We start from the raw sequence: 19,831 nt of genomic DNA, 5'->3' as shown, positions 1-19,831 counted from the left end.
GGGTTCCGGGAGAGAGAAAATGACCTACAAGAACTTCACGATCGAAACCGACGCCGACGGCATCGCGCTCGTCACCTGGGACATGCCCGACAAGTCGATGAACGTCATCACCGTCGAGGTGATGAACGAACTCGAGGCGATCATCGACCAGACTGTGGCAGACGCCGCCGTCAAGGGCGTCGTCATCACCTCCGGCAAGTCGTCCTTTTCCGGCGGCGCCGACCTTTCGATGATCAAGTCGATGTTCTCCCTCCAGCAGGAGGAGAAGGCGAAGGACCCTGCACATGCGGTCGAGAAACTCTTTGCGCTGACCGGCCGCATGAGCGCGCTGTACCGTAAGCTCGAGACCTGCGGGAAGCCATGGGTGTCGGCGATCAACGGTACGTGCATGGGGGGCGCCTTCGAGCTGTCGCTTGCCTGCCACGGCCGGGTCGCCTCCAGCGCCAAGTCGGTGAAGATCGCCCTCCCCGAGGTCAAGGTCGGCATTTTCCCGGGCGCCGGCGGCACGCAGCGCGTACCGCGGCTCGCGAATACGCAGGATGCCCTGCAGATGATGACTTCAGGCTCCTCACTCACCGCCGCGCGCGCCAAGGCGATGAACCTGGTTCATCAGGTCGTCGCACCGGAAGAGCTGGTTCCGGCAGCCAAGCAGATGATAAAGGACGGGCTGAAGCCGGTCGCCCCATGGGACGAGAAGGGCTTCAAGGTCCCCGGCGGCGGCATCTGGACGCCAGCATCGGCGCAGCTCTGGCCGGCAGCGCCCGCCATCTTGCGGCGTGAAACCGCGGGCAACTATCCCGCAGCGCTTGCGATCCTCAAATGCGTCTACGAGGGCCTGCAAGTGCCCTTCGATACGGGCCTGAAGATCGAGCAGCGCTACTTCACCTACATCCTGCAGACGACCGAAGCCTTCTCGATGATCCGGTCGCTCTTCATCTCGATGCAGGAGCTCGGCAAGGGCGCACGCCGTCCGGCGGGCATACCGAAGAGCGAGTTCAAGAAGGTCGGGATCGTCGGCGCGGGCTTCATGGGCGCCTCCATCGCCTATGTCACCGCAGCGGCCGGCATCCCGGTGGTTCTCATCGACCGCGACCAGGAGGCGGCCGACAAGGGCAAGTCCGTCTGCGAGGGTCTTGCCGGCGGCAGCGTCTCCAAGGGCCGGCTGAGCAAGGAGGAAGGCGAGAAGCTCCTGTCGCTGATCTCCCCGACCGCCGACTACGCGGCCCTATCGGATGCCGACCTCGTCATCGAGGCCGTCTTCGAGGACCGTGACGTCAAGAAGGCCGTTACCGAGAAGGTTGAGGCGGTCCTGCCGGAGGGCGCGATCTTCGCCTCCAACACCTCGACGCTGCCGATCACCGGGCTCGCAAAGAATTCGAAGCACCCCGACCAGTTCATTGGCGTCCATTTCTTCTCGCCCGTCGAGAAGATGATGCTGACCGAAGTGATCCTGGGCAAGGAAACGGGCGACAGGGCGCTTGCCGTGGCGCTCGACTATGTCGCGGCGATCAGGAAGACACCGATCGTCGTCAACGACACGCGCGGCTTCTATGTCAACCGCTGCGTCTTCCGCTATATCGCCGAGGCCTACGACATGCTGATCGAAGGCGTGCCGGCGGCGATGATCGAGAATGCCGCAAAGATGGCGGGCATGCCGGTCGGGCCGCTGTCGCTCAATGACGAGGTCGCGGTCGACCTCTCCTACAAGATCTTCAAGGCATCCATCGCCGATCTCGGCCCTCAGTCGGTCGACCCCCGGCACATGGATCTCGTCGCGAAGATGGTGGAGAACGAGGGCCGCCTGGGCCGCAAGAGCCAGAAGGGCTTCTACGACTATCCCGCGAAGCCGGCGAAGAAGCGCCTCTGGAGCGGTCTGAAGCACCTCTATCCGCAGCAGCGGCCCGAGAACGTGGACATCGCCACGCTGAAGGACCGCTTGCTGGTGACGATCGCGCTCGAAGCCTCCCGCACGGTGGAGGAAGGCATCGTCACCGATCCGCGCGAGGCCGACGTCGGCTCCATCCTCGGCTTTGGTTTCGCCCCCTACACCGGCGGCACGCTCTCATACATCGACGGCATGGGCGTAAAGGCTTTCGTGGACCTGTGCGAGACGCTTGCTGCCGAATTTGGCGACCGCTTCAAGCCAACGCCGCTGCTGCTCGATATGGCCGCCAAGGGAGAAACCTTCTACGGCCGCTTCGACCCTTACGCCAGGAAGGCGGCAGCCTAAGCCGGCGGTCCGCTCCGCTGACGGCCGCGACGGCGGCCGCAACGCTCGCCGAAGTTGGGCGGCGGACAGCTATTGCCGGAACGCCTTCCAATGCTCTTCCGCCTTGCGGAGATGGGTCGCGACATCCTGCTGGAATTCGGCAACTCCCCGACTGTCGCTGTTCAGGTACAGCTTTCCGTCGATGATCGCCCAAGCCACGGGATTGGGGAAGTGCAACGGCGGCGGACAGATTCGACAGAGCGCGCGCGAGGGTTATACTTCCGATGCTGTTTGTTGGGGGCGAAACTTGACGTCGGAGAACCTCCCCCGAAGGGAGTTCATCGCAATCGTAGCCGCTCTCATGGCTATCGAGGCGCTGGCGCTCGACATCATGTTACCGGCGCTGCCCGACATTGGCGCCGCGTTCCAGGTGGCCGATCCGAATGATCGCTCGCTTGTCCTGACCGTGTTTCTAATCGGCTTCGGCCTGCCGCAGGTGGTGTTCGGGCCGTTGTCTGATCGCTTCGGGCGACGTCAGCCGATATTGATCGGCCTCGCCGTCTACATCGCCTGCGCACTGGCCTCCCCCGCCGTCGGGGCCTTCTCGGCGCTGCTCCTGCTTCGTTTCGCCCAGGGCGTGGCCGCAGCGGCGATCCGCGTCGGAATTCTGTCGGCTGTCCGCGACCGATACAAGGGTGCCGCGATGTCCGAGGTCATGTCGGTCGCCATGTCGATTTTCCTGCTCGTCCCACTTCTCATGCCCGGGGTCGGGCAGATCATCCTTCTCGCGGGCCCGTGGCAACTCATCTTCATCGCCATGGGTGCCCTTGCGGCGATCGTCGGTGTGTGGACCTTCCTCCGGCTGCCCGAACCCCTCGCGGCCGCGAACCGCCGTCCCCTCGACTTGAGGAGCGTTGCAGACGGGTTCGCAATCGTGATCCGCAACCGGGTTGCGTTCAGCTATGGGCTATCGGGCGCATTCCTGCTCGGCATCATCCTCGCGCTCATCAATACGTCGCAGCAGGTATACGTCGATATCTATGGGCTGGGCCCGTATTACCCGCTTGCCTTTGCTGCGATGCCGGCGGCCGCAATCATCGGGTTCTTCGTCAATTCACGTCTGGTGGCGAAATTCGGAATGCGCCGACTTTCGCATGGCGCGATGCTGCTCTTTCTCGCGGGGAGCATCGCATGGTTTGTCATGGTCCAACTTGCGACACCGCCGCTCTGGCTGTTCCTGCTCATGGTCATCCTGGTCACCCCGATGGTCGCATTCGGTTTCCCGAACACGGGTGCTCTCGCCATGGAACCGCTCGGAGAAGTCGCGGGAACCGCGTCCGCAGTCTTCGGCGCAGTCCAGACCGTGGGTGGGGCGATTCTCGGCTGGGCGGTGGCGCAGACCTTCGACGGAACACTGAGGCCGGTGATGGCGAGCCTCTGCATCTTCGGCACCTGCGTGCTCGCGTGCCTCCTCGTCGCCGAGAAGGGACGCCTTTTCAGCGACGGAGTGGCGACGACCGCCCCCGCAGTGGACACCTGACCCAGCCCCGCGCTGCCACACTCTTGGAGGTGGATTCCTCCAAACGGCCGCGTCGGGCCGCACAGCAGCGGCCCGTTGCGCGCGAGACGTTTTCGCGGGCGGCGGAAATTGTTCCGCAACGTCTTGATTTTGCCTGCTCGCCGGGGCGGAGACCTGCGTCCCGCCCCGGCTGTTGGCTTCTCGCCAGGCGCGGGGTGCTACGCGGCCTCTACGCCCTGGATTGCCGAGACCTGCCAGTCCGCCCCGGGTTTGCGAACGAAGGTCCAGACCTCCACAGCCTCGGTGAGCGTGTCCGGGTCGCCGCTGATCACGCGACCGGTGTTGCGGTCGCGCATGACGTCGATGCTCTCATAGCGCATGGCGACAGTCGCATAGTCCGTATCGCCTTCCCGCCAGGCTTCCGCGACATCTCCCTGCACAAGGTGCACGTCCCGTACATCATTCTTTACGCCGCTCGTGGCGTTTTCGCTGAGTTCCTCGGCGAGGTAGGACATGGCTTCCGGCGTCGTGAGGCGGCGAAGAGCAGAATAGTCCTCGGCACCATAGGCGGCCTGAACGTCCTTCAGCATGGTCTCGAAATGATCGAGATCGTCCTGCCCCACGCCGATCTCGTCTGCGGGACCGGCGGACGCCTTCTGTGCTGTCGCATAGTTACCGCCCTGCCCGCCGCCGATGCGCGGAATCTGAAATGCGGGACCGGAAGAGGCCTCACGCGCGGCATTCGAAGACGGCATCGGAGCCGACGCACCGGGACCAGCATAAGCCGTCTGGCGGCCGCGGCCGAAGAAGCGCATGGCAAGCATGATGGCACCGAAGACAAGCGCGACCTGGAGGATCAGACCGAGGAAGCCTGCGCCCCCTCCAAGACCATTGCCAAGCATCATTCCGATGAGACCGCCCATCATCAGGCCGCCCAGCATCGATCCGCCGAAGCCGCTGAAGAACCCGCCAGGGCGCTGCGCCGCCGGACGGTTCTGACCAAGGCCGGGCTGGCTCGAGGGCGTGTTGATCTGATCATTCGACCGCGGGGTCATCGTGCGATTGATGGAATCAGCCCCGGTCGGGGCCGTGCGTGTCACGGGCGGAGTGGAAAATGTCCGGGTACCCCGGCTGCCCAAGCCTCCTCCGGCCCGACGTGCCTCGGCCAGATCGACCACCGTCAGCGTTGTGCCGAGCGCAACCGCCAGCATCGCCAGAATTCGTCCAAAACGTCGCATCCAATGAAATCCTTACGTCTTCTCCCGACGCATCGAGGCGTCCACGTCGCCATATGGGTGTTGCGAGTGCCAAGCGGAAGGCTCCGGGGACTCTTTTTTGGCATGAGCCGCAGGAAACCGCGCATCGAATGGGAGGTTTCCGTTCGATGCGTGCAAGATTTTCACGGAGGTCCGCTAGGAGTTGTCATGATGGCTGCGCAGTTGTACGATGCTTTTCCGTTGGTCCTCGGTCAACGGACACAGCGCTCTTGTGCGTATATGAGGCGCCGATTGTAGAATACGCTTAGTTCAGCGATCGCCTGCCGATAGAACCAAGCAATAGTTTCATTGCCAATCACAGGAAAACTTCAGGCTCTCTTACTCCTATCGGATCGCGGAATGATTGCGTCGACTGAGTCATTTGTGACAGGACGGTAAACACTGGAGGGTAGCATGAAAAGAAGTACAGTGACCTTCGTTCTGGCTGGCGGCCTGGCCTTATCCGCCTGCCAATCCGCCCCGGTATCGCAGAGCGTTGTTGATCGGAATGCAGAATTCGGCTGCATCGCCGGTACAGTGGGCGGCGCCATCGTCGGCGGCCTCATCGGCAGCACGATCGGCGCAGGAACCGGCCAGATCGCGGCCATCGGCGGCGGTATCGGTGTCGGCGGCGTGCTCGGCAACCGGCTTGCTTGCACGTAATATTGGGGGAGGTTTAGAACGATGAAGAAAGCAATTCTTATCTCGGCGGTCCTGTTGTGCCAATGCTCGCTGGCATTCGCCCAGAGCCAAGCCGCCATGTACCAGGGCCACAAGGACAAGCTTGACGCCAATTCCAACGGCACAGTCACCCGTTCGGAATATCAGGCATTCATGGCGACGGCGTTCACCAACCTCGACAAGAACAGCAATGGCAGCCTGAGCCCCGCGGAAGTGGGTACTTTGCTGACTACGGCACAGTTCAGTTCGACGGACGCGAACGGTGACGGCAAGCTCGAACAGACCGAGTTCATGAACCGCGTCATGGCCGACTTCAAGGCGGCGGACAAGAGCGGGGACGGCAGTCTCCAGTAAACGGTTTTGCCGGCGGCGCTGCGTGCGTCGCCGGCATCCCCCCACCCGTTGAAGACCGGCGGGTTTACCCCCTCCAGGCGCTCAACTGTTCCTGATACTCCAGGCGAGATAGAACAGGGCCGCGCCGACACTTATCAATTCTATACCGAGCAGGAGCCCGATCAGCCAGACGGCCGTGACCGGAAGGCTCGCCCACAGCAGCGCAGCGAGCAGGACCCCGACACAACCACTCGCAAGCACCCAGCCCCAATTCGGGAAGGGGCGGATCGTCAGCGCAAACACGATCTTCGAAATGCCTTCCATCATGAAGAAGACGAGCAGAAGCATGGTGATCGTCAGGAGGCCGTCGCCGGGATCGCGCAGGAAGAGCGTACCAATCAGGACAGCCAGGATGACGGAGATCAGCTGAAGCCAGAAGTGCGGCACCTGCCTTGCGCCGAGAAGGCTGAACCCCTGCACGACGCCGCTGATGATAAGAAGCCAGCCCAGCATGACGACGCTTGCCACCGACGAGACGAGCGGAAAGAGGACCGCGAGGATCCCCGCGACGACCATCAGGCCGCCCTGGACCAGATACCAGAATGAGTGTTTCCTGACGGTTTCCCGCATCGCTTCGCGGAAGACTTCCGCAGCCGCTTCCAAGGACAGTGACATGGCCGTTTCCCCGTGGTTCGGAGAGGCCTCGCGTTCGATGCCGTCGGCGCTTTACGGAGACCCCATCGTTTCCCGCCCGTGCAGGATCCGGTCCGGCAAAGCGTCCCGGTCCCCACAAGGCGTTGCACACCGGCCAGCTAATACCAGCGCGCGCCGCAATGCAACCATGACGCCGATCCGGCGCATCGCCCCCCTCCCCGCTGGTTGCGCGGGACACCTCTCCCGGACTTGTGCGTTGAAAGCGGCTGCTCCTGCTCCAGATGAGGGTCTAGAGCGCGTTGGGCTAATCAGCCTCAACGCGCTCTGAGCTCCAAGGAGCGAAGAAAGGACATGCCATGGATCACATTCCGCCACAGCCCCGCGACACACTGAAGCGCCTTCGCGCCGAACTTCCGGTCAACGTCACGCTGCACATCTGGCTCAAGGCGGTGGTGGAAGGGACTCCCGGAGCGCTTTCCATCAGCAATGCCAACGGCAAGTTCGCTGAAGTGAACGCGGTCAACGCCGAGGAGAACAGCTTCCGTATCTGCCAGATCTTCGCAGGCGGCCTCGTGGACTTCGAATACGACACGTCCACGACTTCCGTTTCCGTACTCTACTGGTTCACCCAGCCGGAAGTGATGGAAAAGGGCATCACCGTCGTACACACCAATCCCGCCAATGCGCCGCCCCACCTGCCGGACAGCTACCATTTCCGTCCGCCCTTCGGCTGGATGAACGATCCGAACGGATTCGGCCGGTTTCATGGGCGTCCGCATCTCTTCTATCAGCACTACTCCCATGGGCTCCGGTGGAACACGATGCATTGGGGGCACGCGGTCTCGGACGACTACCTGCGCTGGCGGCATTTGCCGATCTTCCTCTTTCCATCAGAAGACCTGCTGACGCGGCCTGACAAACGCGGCGGCGCGTTTTCCGGATCGGCCATCCCGCTCGCAGACGGCCCGGGCATCCGCGTCTTTTTCACAGAGCAGGTGGCCGACCGTGTACCCGAGACACAAATCCAGCTCACTGCCACCTCAACCGACCTCACTATCGCAGGGCAGGCCGAGACGATCCTGGGCGAGCGTCCCGCCGGTCAGGGACTGACGATGGACTTCCGCGACCCCTATGTCTTTCGCGGGCCGGACGGACTGTGGAAGATGCTGCTCGGCAGCCAGAGCGCCGAGGGCGGCGTGATCCTGCTCTATGAGACGGACGATCGCACGGGGGCTTCCGGGTGGCGGTTCATCGGCAAGCTGCTGGTCGAGACACGCATGAAGACATCCGCGATCGAATGCCCATGCCTTGTCCCGCTCGACGGCCCGGCAACCAATCCCGCGACGCGCTGGGCGCTCGTCTTCGGGCTCATGCACAGCGAGGATCTGGCCACCGGCCGCCGGAACCTGACGGCCGCACAGGTCGGCTGGTTCGACGGCAAGGCATTCGTGAAGGAATTCGAACAGGAACTCGACTTCGCGGCCGATTGCTATGCCTTCCAGGCCTTCGACGATGGCGGCACGGCGATCGGCATAGGCTGGCTCGCAAACTGGGCCGATGCCTCGCCGGAGATCGACTTTCCTTCCGCCATGACCTTGCCGCGCGAACTCCATCTCTCGGGCGGGGCACTGTGCACACCGCCGGCGGCCGGCGTGGAGAGTCTACGCGCCGCACTCATCAACGACTGCCGTATTTCCACAGGCGAGACCGTCTCTCTGGAACACGGAGCGGCCGAAATCCTGATCGAATTTGCCGAGGCTGGAACCCCTTTCGCGCTGGAGCTTTCCCATCCGTCGCTGACCCTTGCCGTTGTGGCGGACGCCGAGGGACTTTTCATCCGCTACGAGACCGGCGGTGCGGAGAGTGCCATCAGCTACATCGCCGCCGGCGCCCGGCCCAAGACCGTCAGGGTGTTTCTGGACTACGGCTCCATCGAGGTCTTTGCGGATGATGGTCGCTGGACGGGAACCAAGCGCATCGACGGTTTCGAGCCGGTCAGGGCGGTACGCCTTGTCGCGCCTGAAGGCGCGGTCGCACGTTCGTCCATATGGGCGTTGCGGTTGTAAGCGGGATCAGGCAGACGGTGCGGCGGTGGCGATGCGCATTTCGACGCGGGTTCCTCTTTCGCGCGCAGGATAGGTGAGCGTCGCCCCGAGGCTGGCGACCATGGCTCCGATGATCTTTCCGCCGAGGCCCGTGCCCTTCGCGGCGCCTTCGCCGCGCCAGCCGATCCCGTCGTCCTCGACTGAAAGCAGGGCATGCTCGCCATCCCGGGAAAACTCGACGCGGATCTCTCCTCCTGCAGGCCCATAGGCATACTTGAGGGCGTTGGTGACGAGTTCGGTGACGATCACGCCGATCGACACCGCCTGGTCGGTCGAAACGGATACCGGCGCGATATTCGGCAAGACCTGGAGATTGCCACTGTCACCGCCGATCGAGGCTGAAAGTTCGGACAGAAGGGTCGAGAGATAGGCTCCCATGTCGACGCTGCGCACGTCTTCGGAGGTGTAGAGCCTGCGGTGTATGCCGGCTATCGCGGTGATGCGGGCCTGGGTCTCGGCAAGAGCATCCTTCACCCGATCGTCGTCGGCGGTCGACATCTGGAGGCGGATGAGCGCTGCGGCCAATGCCAACGAGTTTCCCACGCGATGGTTGACTTCGGCGAGCAGCAATTCCGCGCGCTCCTTGGCAAGCCTGACTTCCAGCTCCGCCTGCACCTTGGCGCGTTTCAGCTGCGCGTTCTCAAGGGCCTGGCCGAGTGCCGAAGCCAGCAGCGGCAGGAATTCCTCACCCACCGTCTTGATCACATAATCGGCCGCGCCCGCCTTCAACGCCTCGACCGCGAGGCGCGCCTCGCTCGAGCCGGTCACATAGACCACGGGCATCGCCTCCGGGGCCTTCTCCATCGCCTTCAGAAAATCGAGGCCCGTCCCGGTCTTCAGGAAATGGTCGAGAACGACGGCATCGAACTCGCTCTCGCCGAGGTGCCGCATGCCGCTTTCAGCATCCTCCGCATGGACGACATCGTAACCCAGGCGTCCCAGCACCTTTTCCGCAAGGCGCACGAGAATGGGATCGTCATCAATGTAGAGAACGCGAATTCTGTCGGTCATCTAGTGGGACTCTGGGACCTGCATGACGGAGAAGAACAGCCCGAGCTGGCGGATCGCATGGGCAAAGTTCTCATAGTCCACCGGCTTGGTGATGTAGACGTTGGCGCCGAGATCGTAGCACCGCTGAATCTCGCGCTCATCGTCGGTGGTGGTCAGCACGACGATCGGCTGCCGCTTCGTGTGGGTGTTCGACTTTATCCTCTCGAGGATATCGATCCCCGACATGTCGGGGAGGTTGAGGTCGAGCAGGATCAGGAGAAAGCGACCCTTGCTGTCGAGGCCCGATCGGTCCTTGCCCAGCACATAATCCAGCGCCGCCGTCCCATTGGTGAAGGGCATGACCTCATTGTTGACGCCTGCACGACGTATGTTCTTCTCGATCAGCCGCGCATGACCTTCGTCGTCCTCGATCATGACGATGGTAACTTCCTTTGCCGCACCGTTCATGCCTGCATTCTCCTTACCACTTTGCCGAGGTCCTGAGGCAGCCGTATCACAAAGGTCGTGCCGACACCAACTTCCGATCGGACCGATATGTCCCCGCCCAGATTGCGCACCATCGACCGGACATGAGCAAGGCCAATGCCCTCGCCGGGCATGTCCTGTTGGCCGGAGCGCCTGAACAGTTCGAATATGCGCTCATGGTCTTCCGCCGCGATGCCACGCCCGTTGTCCGAGAATTCGACAACGATGCCGGACCGCCCCTCGTTCCGCGAGCGGACCGAAATCCGCGGGGCACGTCCGGGGTGCTGGTACTTGACCGCGTTGTCGAAGAGGTTTCCGAAAACCTGTTCCAGCGACAACCGATCCGTGACGATGGCAGGCAGGTCGCCCGCGATATGGACGTCGCCATTGGCCTCGGTGACCTGATGATTGATGCTCGCAGCGGCCGCATCGAGAAGCGGTTTCAGTTCTACGCGCTCGATCTTCAATTCGCGGCGGCCGTCGCGCGAGATCTTGAGGATGGCGTTGATCAGCGCGTCCATCTTGCGCGTCGAGGAACGGATGAAGCCGATCGCCTCCGGAAGGTCGTCCGTGGCGACGCGTCTGGCGTCGAGGATATCGACCTCGGACGGCGTCTTCTCGTCGGCCAGCACGTAGGCCTGGATAGACTTGAGCGACTCCTCGAGCTCACTGGTGAAGCCCATGATGTTGACGAGCGGCGCGCGCAAATCGTGGGTGACGATGTAGGCGAAGCGCTGGATTTCCTGATTGGCACGGATGAGTTCCTCGGTCCGCTCGTTCACCCGCAGCTCGAGGCCGCTGTTGAGCGACTCGACTTCGCGCCGCGCCGCGTTCAGATCGCGCACATGTTGCAGGATCACTGCGACAGCGCCGCCCAGCACACCCACGATAACGATCGCTCCGATCACTGTCGTCCACTGGAGGGCGCGAGAGGCGCTGGTGGTCTCGTCCACGCGGATGCGCAACTGCTCGTCGGCATCGGCGATAATGGCACCCAGCCTGTTGCGGATGTCGTCCATCGTTGTGCGCCCCCGGTCACTGCGCACGACCTGAACGGCGCCCGCGGTATTGCCGGATGCGACCATGTTGATGGTCTCCCGCAGTTCGGCTGCCTTTTCGGCGATCAGAGCATTGAGCTGCGGAATTGAACGTTCGTATTGAGGAAAGGGTGCAGCCTGCTGCTGAAAGTCCCGCTGGCGTTCCGCCAGGGCGGCGAGGGCGTCCTCATAGGGGCGGAGATAGGCTTCTTCGCCGGTGATTACATAGCCACGCTGTCCGGTTTCCGCGTCCTGCAGCGCGGAGAGCAGGTCGGCAGCCGCACTGCGCGCGCTGCGGATCTGGACAAGATCGGTGAAGTACGTCTGCACCGAATTCGAAAGCCACAGCGACATGGCGACGATGCCGATCAGCGCGATCGCGCCGGTGAAAAGCATGATCAGCGTCGACCGCACGAAAGCGATGTTCGATATCGGCATAGGCATTCCTTCCCGTCGGCAAGCGCGCCGGCAGCACTGCCCCGGCGGCCCCGCGCGGGGCCGAATCTGCAACCCGGCGGCACTATGAGTATCATCGTCGTCACAAAAAGAGACGGGAAGAACGTCGGCCGTCGGGAATTTTCTCCCGGATCCAAGGAACAACGCGCCGATCGGATCAGACACGCCGTCGCATTCGCCTCACGTCGCCCGTCAGGCGTTCGCGTTAAGCCTGCGCGACCACCGCTCGGCGGCAATGATGATCATGCCAGCGGAGAAGATAAGGGCTGCTCCCAGGAACACGTTCGCCGCGGGCACGTCTCCCCAGATGAGGAAGCCGAGCGCAAAGGCCCAGACGAGCGAGGAGTATTCAAAGGGTGCGAGCATGGAGACCGGCGCGCGGCGCATGCCTTCGAACAGGGCGAACTGGGCGATGCCGGCGAGAGCGCCTGTCGCCGCCATGAGCGCGAGGTCGCCGAGCGCCACCTCCGTCCACGCAAAGGGAACGACCGTTCCCGTGAACACGATGAAGAAGCCGCTCGATATGGTCATCTGAACAAGGGTCGTCTCCTGAAGCGCGGTCTTGCGCAACAGCACAGTCGCCACGGCCCAGAACACCGCGGCCTGAAGCGCCAGGTAGACGGGGAAGGATAGCGACAGGCCGGTTCCGAAGATGTTGCAGGCGATCAGGACGCCGACGAACCCCGTGAGCACGGCCACCCAGCGGTTCAGCGGCACCACTTCGCGCAGAACCGGCACCGACAGCAGCGTCATGACGATCGGCGAGGCGTAGTAGAGTGTCGTCAATTCTGCGAGACCCAGGTCCCGTGCGGCATTGTAGTAGGAGAGCCATGCGGCGAGCAGAAGGACATTTCGGAGAAACATCGGCTTCAGAACAGGGGAACGCACTGCCTTGCGCACCAGCTCGCCGCGCCCGATCGCAAGACAGAGGCCGAAGATGGTGACGCTGCGCACGAACAGAATCTGCCAGACCGGCAGGGCCACGACCAGCCACTTGACCGATGCGTCCTGGAGCGAGAACAGGAAATAGGAGAAACTCGTCAGCAGGATGCCGGAGATTGCGGTCTTTTGCACGGGAAGGTTCCAGGACGGCGCACGTTTCGCGCCACGTCTCTGATAGCGCGTCATCGGTCCGTTTGGAAGGGAGGCGGCCGCCCGCCCGGACGTCATTTTTCCGTGACCACCATCCCAATCGCGCGAACGCGATCTCGCCCCATCCCTCATCTCCCCTGTTCCGCGCGAAACAGCGGCGCCTCTCCTTTCATGGGACATTAGGCACATGGGATGGACGTCTCCATCCTCGAAACGCCCCAGAGGAGAACACCATGCGCAAGATCATCCTGTCCGCCGTCGTCGCCATCGCCGCAGCCACATCCTTTGCCGCTCCCTCGCAGGCGGCCCGCATCTACATCGGCCACGGCGGTCATCATCATCACCACCATCATCATCACCATCACCACGGCGGATACATCCAGATCTACGACAGCTACAGCACCTGCCTCTGGAAGAAGGTCCGTCGCTACGACGCCTGGGGCAACCTCGTAATCAAGCGCGTGCGCATCTGCGGGTGAGGCTTTCCGGAAGGACATTCCCGTCGCAATGCCGCCAGCCGGTCTCCTGGCGGGCATTGCGGGGAAAACCCGGACGGGGGACGTCCGGGTTTTCCCTCTTTCGTCAGGATTATCGAAATGAAACCAAAACGCACCGAATAGGAAAGCATTACGAAACGTGGAGTGGGAACAACACCACAGTACAAAAAAACGGAATGCTAGCGAAAACGCTCGGCAAGCGCGGGGTTTTTGCGGCGCCAGGAGAGAAAGATGCCCAGCCAATACGTTCGATTCGTGAAGGCCCCAGTCATCGCCGGCCTTCTTCTTGCAGCCATTGCCACCGTCAGCGGCGGCTTCACGATCCTTTCCGCTCGTCCGCTTCCGATCGGCGACACCACCACCGCGAGCAAGACGAGCCTCGGCGAAATCTACCGCGAGGCTTACTGCGTCTACGCCGTCCGGCGTCTCTCCTCCAATGCCGGCGAGGTCCGTCTCGTCAAGAGCCCAGATGCCAACACGCGCATCATGAGCTTCGGGCCGGAGGGCCGGAACATTGCGCGCTGCGAATTCCTGCCGATCGACCAGACCGGGGACGTCCGCATCTCCAAACTCTCGGTCAACCAGAAGCGCCTCCATCCGCAGATCGTCGATGCGATCAACATGCGTATCGATGTGCTGGAGTATCGCCGCGGCTGACCCCGTGGCCAGGTGACGGCCGCCGCCGTTTCGTCCCGCCAACGCCGCTACCCTGCAACGGTCAGCTAATCTGCTGCCCGGGCGAAGTTTTCGCGTGCAATGCAGCATTGCGGGGTATATGCGCAGCGGCATGAACGACAGAAAGAACGGCTACGTCTACACCCTCCTGGCGATAACGATTTTCGCGATTCAGGACGGCATTTCGAAGCATCTCGGCGGTGCATATCCGCCGGTTTTCATCTCGATGATCCGCTTCTGGGCCTTCGCCGCCTTCGTCGTAGTCATGGCCACCCGCTCCAAGGGCGGACTGCGGGCGGCGGTACGCACCAAGCGACCCGTCATACAGATCCTGCGCGGCGTGGGACTTGCAGTGCAGATCGTCATCGTGATCACCTCCTTCAGCACGGTCGGGCTTGCCCATTCGCAGGCGATCCTGTCGGCCGGCCCGCTCTTCGTGGCGCTCCTGTCGATGCCGTTGCTCGGAGAGCGCGTCGGTTGGAGACGGTGGACGGCGATCGCCGTCGGATTTGCCGGCGTTCTCCTCATCCTCAAGCCGGAGAGAGGCTCGTTCGAGCCGAGCCTGCTGCTGCCACTCTCGGGTGCGGCGATGTTTGCGCTCTATGTCATCGGCACCCGTCTCGCGAACCGGGACGATTCTTCCACCACGAGTTTCTTCTACACCGGTGTTGCCGGTGCGGTCGCCATTACTTTCGTCGGCCCCTTCTACTGGACCCAACTGGCCCCCGTCGACTGGATCTGGATGCTGGCGCTGTGCATGACCGGGATCGCCAGCCATTACTGCCTGATCCGCGCCTACGACCTGCTCGACGCCGCATCGGTGCAACCGCTTACCTATCTCCAGCTCGTAATGTCGGCGATCATCGCGGTTGTGATATTCGGCGAGACCCTCAATCTCAACATGATCGCGGGGTCAGTCATCGTCGTGGGTGCCGGTATATTCACGATCTGGCGGGAAAGTGTCGTCGCACGGCGAAACAGGGAACAAACGTGATCGCGAGGCGACAGGATTATATTCCTTTTTGCTTTACTCCCGAAATGCCATTCGCTATTGTTTTCGCTAACCCGGATCCGGCTGCGCGGGTCCGTCGAGCTGGCAGGATGTGCGAAGATGTTTTCCCATGACAGGATCTGGGCCGCGATCGACGCCTTGGCCGAACGCCATCGGCTTACTCCCTCCGGCCTTGCACGGAGGGCTGGTCTCGATCCCACCTCCTTCAACAAGTCCAAGCGCCTCGGCTCCGACGGACGGCTTCGCTGGCCATCGACAGAATCCATCGCCAAGGTTCTCGACGCGACGGGCGCAACGATCGACGAGTTCATCGGCCTGCAGGCACGGGAGCGCGGCGTGGCTGGTCTGCCCCAGGGTGCGTTCCCTCCGCAGTCGGGAACCATCCCGCTTCTCGGCTTCGCGCAGGCCGGTGCCGGCGGCTTCTTCGACGATGGCGGCTTTCCCGCCGGACAGGGATGGGATGTCGTTGACTTTCCTGCGTCACCCGGCCGGAAACAGGGTGTCTACGCGCTCGAGGTCCAGGGCGACAGCATGATGCCGCTCTATCGCGACGGCGATGTCCTGATCGTGGAGCCCGGCGCACAGGTCAGGCGCGGTGATCGCGTGGTGGTCAAGAGCAAGGAGGGCGAGGTCATGGCGAAGATCCTTCACCGCCAGAGCCCGCGGGCCATCGAGCTCCTTTCGCTCAATCCCGAGCATCCGAACCGCAGCTTCGACATAGACGAAATCGAGTGGATCGCCCGGATCATCTGGGCGAGCCAGTAGGCAGAGACACGATGGCAAAGACCGCTTTTTCCTCCTTCGCCAAGACGACTGCCGGCGGTGTTCTCTGCCTGGCGATGACTGTCGGCATACTCGCTTCCGGCGCCGCCACGATCCGCGGCCGCGAGGAAGGTGCGGCAGGCAGCTTCACACTCGACGTGCCCTCGCCCGAAGAAAGCGGAGAAGCGGTTGCAGAGGATGATTTTCCCATTGACCCGGCCGTGACGTCACCAGAGGCGGCAACGGAGCAAGGCGTGCAGCAGGAGGCCCTGCCGGACCTTACCGCAGAAGCCGGAAGCGAAACGACAAGCGCGCCCCAGCAAACAGGCACGACGGGCGTCGTTCTTTCCCTGCCCTCCGTGCTTGGCGCCGGAAGGCTTGCCTTCGGGCAGCGCACGCTGGAGCTCGAAGGCATCGTTCCCGTCGACCTCGACAAACAATGCACGACCGCGGGCGGCGACACATGGCCCTGCGGGGAGATGGCGCGAACCGAGTTCGCGGAATATCTGCGCGGGCGTACGCTCGACTGCGGACTTGCTTCCGCCGAGTGGACCGGAACCACGACGGCACACTGCACCGTCGCCGGCAAGGACCTCTCGCTGTGGCTCGTCGAAAACGGCTGGGCGGAAGCTGTACCGGGATCGGAATTCGAGACGGCAGCGAAACAGGCACGGGAAGCGGGCCTTGGACTCTACGGTCCCGACCCGCGTGCAGCCGGCTCCGACGGACTTTGAGGTCAAGGCCCGAGAGCAACAGATCAAGCATAGGAACGACAAATGAACGACAGACTCGGCCACCAGGACGCACTCGTCTATGTCATGGTAATGATGTCGGCGGTGGACAAGGTGATCTCGGACAAGGAGCTCGCGCGCATCGGGCGGCTCGTCCGGTTCCTGCCCATTTTTGACGGTTTCGACGAGGAAAAGCTCATTCCTCTTTCACGCGAATGCGGCGCGCTGATCGCCGGAGCGGAAGGTCTCGACATCACACTCGAAGTCATCCGGGAAGCGCTGCCGGCCGAGCTTCACGATACGGCCTACGCACTTGCGGTCGAGATTGCCGCCGCGGATCACCGCATTCGGAACGAGGAGATCCGCCTTCTCCAGCTGCTGCGCGATCGGCTTGGGCTCGACAAGCTTACCTGCGCGGCAATCGAGCGCGGCGCGATCGCCCGCTTCAGGAAGATCTGAGGCCCTTTAGAACAGGCCGTTCGGGAAATAGCGCAGATAGATTTCCGCCAGGCGGCCGTTTCGCGAAAGGGCCAGCAATGCGTGGTCGATCGCGGCGACGATCGTCGCCTCGTCATCCTTACGCGCCATGATCGTCAGCCCTTCGCCGAGATACCGCTCTGAGAAATAGGGGCCGGCGAACAAGCGGCAGCAGGCGCTCGAATCCGCACCCGCGGTCCAGAAGGCGAGTTGCATGCCATCCGCGAACACCGCCTCCACCTTTCCGTCCTTGAATGCGGACAGCATCGCACCACGATCGGCAAAGGGCGCAGGCTTGACGTCCGGGAAGTAGGCCTTCAGCATTTCCTCATGAACCGTGCCCGAGACGACGCCAACCGAGCGGCCTTTCAGCGCGGCAGCGGTGTCGCCGGACAGCTCCGCCTTCCGCCCGACGGCGAAACGGGCAGGAAGTCGCATGAACGGCCGCGAGAAGGCGAACCGCCGGCGCAGATCGGTCGTGACAGCCATGCCGGCAATAACCGCTTCGCCGTTTCCGTTCTCCAGTGCGTCGCTCAGCTCGGGAAAGGTGACTGCCTGCACCTGGCAGCGCGCCGCGATGTCCAGTTCCTTGCAGATTTCCCGGATCAGGTCGACATGCAGGCCGGACAATTTCCCGGTCTGATCGATGAAGTTGAAAGGCGGAAAATCCACCGTCGTCAGGAATCTCAGCCGCTGGATCCCCGAGAGATCGGGCTTGGCGATCCTCTCTCGGGCATCGAACAGGATCGGGAAAGTATCGCTCGCGGCATCCTCTGCCTTCGTTCCGATGGCGGAAGAGAGAAAAAGCCAGGCTGCGACCGAGAGGAACCCATAGAATTTTAAGAGTGTAACAACCGCTGGCCGCATTATTATCAACTTGGGGTTTAGAGGGGACGGCGCCATGACCTGGCGGCGGATTGCTGCATGCGCATCGCAGACTATCCCGAAGACAGGCCATTGGCTACCGCGAAGGACATCGCGACGGCACGTCCACACATGCGGGAAAGCCGGCAAGCGCGGCACCTGCCGCCCGCCCTGCTTGAGGAAGCACAATTTCTCAGGCGCATGGGTATTTCCAAACCGGCAATCTCGGCAGCGGTGATCTCAGCCGTCCGCAACGGGACTACCGCGGAGACGGAGCTTCTGGCGGGCGGCACCGTGAACGAGGCGATCTACTACGAAGCGCTCGCCGAATTGCTCGGCCTGCCTTATCTACCGGAAATCGACCCGGAGCAGGTGGTCGACATCGAAGGCGCGGATACGCAGCTTGTCACCCCGCGCGCAATACGGTTGACCTTTCCCGCGCGACCGCCGCAGATTGCGATGGTGCCCGCAGCTTCGCGGATCACCGAGATCAAGGATGCGCTCGAGCAATCGCCTTCACTGCGAGCGATGCTTGCCGTGACCACGCCATACGGCGCGCGCGCAGCAATCTGGCGCTCCGGGCAGCTGAGGCGTGTCCGCGAGACGACGGCGCGACTTTTCGAGGAGACACCGGAGTTCAGCGCCCGCGTCACGCTCTGGGGCAGGCAGGGTTTCTACACCGGGCTGACGCTCGCGAGCCTTCTCTCGCTCGCCGTCCTGGCCCTCTGGCGGCACTCCTTCTGCTGCACGTGATCGTCACCGTTCTGTTTCTGCTCGCCTTCCTCGTACGCCTCGTCGCGCTTGGCCGACATGGGCAGCCGGCACGCTTCGTTCCGCTCGCCGAGATAGACCTGCCCCGCCCTGTCTACTCGGTCTTCGTGGCGCTCTATCGCGAGGCGGATGTCGTCTCACAACTCGTCCGGGTCCTGGATCGCCTCGAATGGCCGCGCTCGCGACTGGATATCAAGCTGATCTGCGAAGCCGACGACGAGACAACCATCAATGCGCTTAGAGCCATGAAGCTTGGCCCCGAATACGAAATCGTCGAAGTGCCTCCCTCGCTTCCCCGCACGAAACCCAAGGCGCTCTCCTATGCACTGCCGGCCGCGGCCGGCGAGTTTCTGGTGATCTATGACGCCGAAGACCGTCCTCATCCCCGCCAGATCGAGGAGGCGTGGCAGAGGTTTCGGCATTCCCCCGACGACCTTGCCTGTCTCCAGGCCCCGCTCGTCGTCACCAATGGCAGCGAGACCTGGCTGAGCGCGCTGTTCGCGCTCGAATACGCGGCCCTGTTTCGCGGCCTCCTGCCCCTGCTGGGACAGAGCCGGCTGCCAATGCCGCTTGGCGGAACGTCGAACCACTTTCGAACGAGCGTCCTCAGGCGCTCCGGTGGGTGGGATCCACACAACGTCACCGAGGACGCCGATCTCGGAATGCGGCTCTACCGCCTCAAATACAGCTGCGACGTGCTGACCCGCCCGACGCTCGAGGAAGCACCGACGGACGTGCCGAGCTGGATCGGCCAGAGGACGCGCTGGTTCAAGGGATGGCTTCAGACGTGGCTGGTCATGATGCGGCGCCCGGGCCGGCTGATCGGCGAGATGGGCTTGATGCCCTTCGTGGTCTTCCAGGTGCTGATCGGCGGCCTGATCCTCTCCTCGCTGCTGCATCCTCTGGTGCTCACCTATGTCGTGACGCTCACCTGGCAGATGATGATGGACGGACGATACAGCCCCGGGATCCTGGCCCTCGTGCTCTTCGTCATCGACATGGTCAACATATTCGGCAGCTATGCCGTCTTCCTCGCACTCGGCTTGGCACCGCTGACGCGCGGCGAACGGGCGGCGATCGGCTACAGATGGATCTGTACGATCCCCTACTGGCTCCTGATGTCAGTCGCCGCATGGCGTGCGGTGGCGGAACTGAGGTCACGTCCCTTCTTCTGGAACAAGACGGCGCACCGGCCCGCCGGCGGCCGACCGGTCAATGCGGCGC

19 protein-coding genes and 1 pseudogene are annotated in these 19,831 nt (G+C 63.0%); 13 read left to right on the top strand and 7 right to left on the bottom strand.

All coding sequences use genetic code 11. From position 1 onward, the window contains the following. Window positions 1-19 precede the first annotated feature (19 nt). Window positions 20-2,230, top strand: coding sequence for an FAD-dependent oxidoreductase (locus tag F3Y30_RS05845; protein WP_203425562.1), 2,211 nt, complete (start codon window positions 20-22; stop codon window positions 2,228-2,230). 286 nt (window positions 2,231-2,516) lie between these two features. Then, window positions 2,517-3,749 carry a multidrug effflux MFS transporter gene (locus F3Y30_RS05840; RefSeq protein WP_246752882.1) on the top strand — a complete coding sequence of 411 codons (1,233 nt, stop codon included), beginning with the start codon at window positions 2,517-2,519 and terminating at the stop codon, window positions 3,747-3,749. Window positions 3,750-3,946: 197 nt separating this feature from the next. On the opposite strand, the gene F3Y30_RS05835 is transcribed toward F3Y30_RS05840, so the two are convergent. Further along, a complete protein-coding gene (locus F3Y30_RS05835; protein WP_203425560.1) occupies window positions 3,947-4,966 on the bottom strand; it encodes a Tim44 domain-containing protein in 1,020 nt (339 codons plus the stop codon). A gap of 432 nt (window positions 4,967-5,398) precedes the next feature. Between F3Y30_RS05835 and F3Y30_RS05830 the strand changes: the two genes are divergently transcribed. Continuing rightward, complete coding sequence (locus F3Y30_RS05830) at window positions 5,399-5,647, top strand: hypothetical protein (protein ID WP_203425559.1); 249 nt, start codon at window positions 5,399-5,401, stop codon at window positions 5,645-5,647. Between the two features lie 21 nt (window positions 5,648-5,668). After that, entirely contained in the window at window positions 5,669-6,019 is a 351-nt protein-coding gene (locus F3Y30_RS05825) for an EF-hand domain-containing protein (protein ID WP_203425558.1), read from the top strand. A gap of 81 nt (window positions 6,020-6,100) precedes the next feature. Here F3Y30_RS05825 and F3Y30_RS05820 read toward each other — a convergent pair whose 3' ends face one another. Continuing rightward, window positions 6,101-6,673: an HdeD family acid-resistance protein gene (locus F3Y30_RS05820; protein WP_203425557.1), complete on the bottom strand. Its 573-nt coding sequence runs from the start codon at window positions 6,671-6,673 to the stop codon at window positions 6,101-6,103. A 335-nt stretch (window positions 6,674-7,008) separates the two neighbouring features. On the opposite strand from F3Y30_RS05820, the gene F3Y30_RS05815 reads away from it, so the two are divergent. Further along, window positions 7,009-8,718 (top strand): glycoside hydrolase family 32 protein, encoded by a 1,710-nt coding sequence (locus F3Y30_RS05815; RefSeq protein WP_203425556.1) that lies wholly within the window; start codon window positions 7,009-7,011, stop codon window positions 8,716-8,718. A 6-nt stretch (window positions 8,719-8,724) separates the two neighbouring features. On the opposite strand, the gene F3Y30_RS05810 is transcribed toward F3Y30_RS05815, so the two are convergent. The 4 genes from F3Y30_RS05810 to F3Y30_RS05795 form a co-directional block, all read right to left on the bottom strand. Further along, window positions 8,725-9,768, bottom strand: coding sequence for a histidine kinase dimerization/phosphoacceptor domain -containing protein (locus F3Y30_RS05810; RefSeq protein WP_203425555.1), 1,044 nt, complete (start codon window positions 9,766-9,768; stop codon window positions 8,725-8,727). Beyond that, complete coding sequence (locus F3Y30_RS05805) at window positions 9,769-10,215, bottom strand: response regulator (protein WP_203425554.1); 447 nt, start codon at window positions 10,213-10,215, stop codon at window positions 9,769-9,771. Then, complete coding sequence (locus F3Y30_RS05800) at window positions 10,212-11,708, bottom strand: CHASE3 domain-containing protein (protein ID WP_203425553.1); 1,497 nt, start codon at window positions 11,706-11,708, stop codon at window positions 10,212-10,214. The genes F3Y30_RS05805 and F3Y30_RS05800 overlap by 4 nt, the downstream gene beginning before the upstream one ends. Before the next feature lie 210 nt (window positions 11,709-11,918). Next, window positions 11,919-12,854: a DMT family transporter gene (locus F3Y30_RS05795; RefSeq protein ID WP_203425552.1), complete on the bottom strand. Its 936-nt coding sequence runs from the start codon at window positions 12,852-12,854 to the stop codon at window positions 11,919-11,921. Between the two features lie 197 nt (window positions 12,855-13,051). Between F3Y30_RS05795 and F3Y30_RS05790 the strand changes: the two genes are divergently transcribed. The 6 genes from F3Y30_RS05790 (at window position 13,052) to F3Y30_RS05765 (ending at window position 16,954) form a co-directional block, all read left to right on the top strand. Beyond that, entirely contained in the window at window positions 13,052-13,297 is a 246-nt protein-coding gene (locus F3Y30_RS05790; RefSeq protein ID WP_246752881.1) for a hypothetical protein, read from the top strand. 249 nt (window positions 13,298-13,546) lie between these two features. Further along, window positions 13,547-13,972, top strand: a complete 426-nt coding sequence (locus F3Y30_RS05785; protein ID WP_203425551.1) for a hypothetical protein — start codon at window positions 13,547-13,549, stop codon at window positions 13,970-13,972. 130 nt (window positions 13,973-14,102) lie between these two features. Beyond that, window positions 14,103-14,984, top strand: coding sequence for a DMT family transporter (locus F3Y30_RS05780; RefSeq protein ID WP_203425550.1), 882 nt, complete (start codon window positions 14,103-14,105; stop codon window positions 14,982-14,984). 117 nt (window positions 14,985-15,101) lie between these two features. After that, window positions 15,102-15,767 (top strand): helix-turn-helix transcriptional regulator, encoded by a 666-nt coding sequence (locus F3Y30_RS05775; protein WP_203425549.1) that lies wholly within the window; start codon window positions 15,102-15,104, stop codon window positions 15,765-15,767. A gap of 11 nt (window positions 15,768-15,778) precedes the next feature. Continuing rightward, the gene (locus tag F3Y30_RS05770) at window positions 15,779-16,498 is read left to right on the top strand and encodes a thermonuclease family protein (RefSeq protein WP_203425548.1); all 720 of its coding nucleotides are present in this window, start codon (window positions 15,779-15,781) and stop codon (window positions 16,496-16,498) included. 42 nt (window positions 16,499-16,540) lie between these two features. After that, entirely contained in the window at window positions 16,541-16,954 is a 414-nt protein-coding gene (locus F3Y30_RS05765; protein ID WP_203425547.1) for a tellurite resistance TerB family protein, read from the top strand. Window positions 16,955-16,960: 6 nt separating this feature from the next. Here F3Y30_RS05765 and F3Y30_RS05760 read toward each other — a convergent pair whose 3' ends face one another. Beyond that, window positions 16,961-17,839 carry a transporter substrate-binding domain-containing protein gene (locus tag F3Y30_RS05760; RefSeq protein WP_203425546.1) on the bottom strand — a complete coding sequence of 293 codons (879 nt, stop codon included), beginning with the start codon at window positions 17,837-17,839 and terminating at the stop codon, window positions 16,961-16,963. Window positions 17,840-17,896: 57 nt separating this feature from the next. Here F3Y30_RS05760 and F3Y30_RS26215 point away from each other — a divergent pair, with 57 nt between their 5' ends. After that, window positions 17,897-18,589: a hypothetical protein gene (locus tag F3Y30_RS26215; protein WP_246752880.1), complete on the top strand. Its 693-nt coding sequence runs from the start codon at window positions 17,897-17,899 to the stop codon at window positions 18,587-18,589. After that, a pseudogene (locus F3Y30_RS26210) lies at window positions 18,586-19,470 on the top strand (glycosyltransferase); the annotation flags it as partial. The gene F3Y30_RS26215 and the pseudogene F3Y30_RS26210, both read left to right, overlap by 4 nt. Window positions 19,471-19,831: the final 361 nt, after the last annotated feature.

Origin of the sequence: Sinorhizobium sp. BG8, assembly GCF_016864555.1 — a bacterium.
Classification (GTDB): domain Bacteria; phylum Pseudomonadota; class Alphaproteobacteria; order Rhizobiales; family Rhizobiaceae; genus BG8.
Note: the sequence above shows the minus strand (reverse complement) of the source record. Positions and strands in the feature narration are given on the sequence as shown.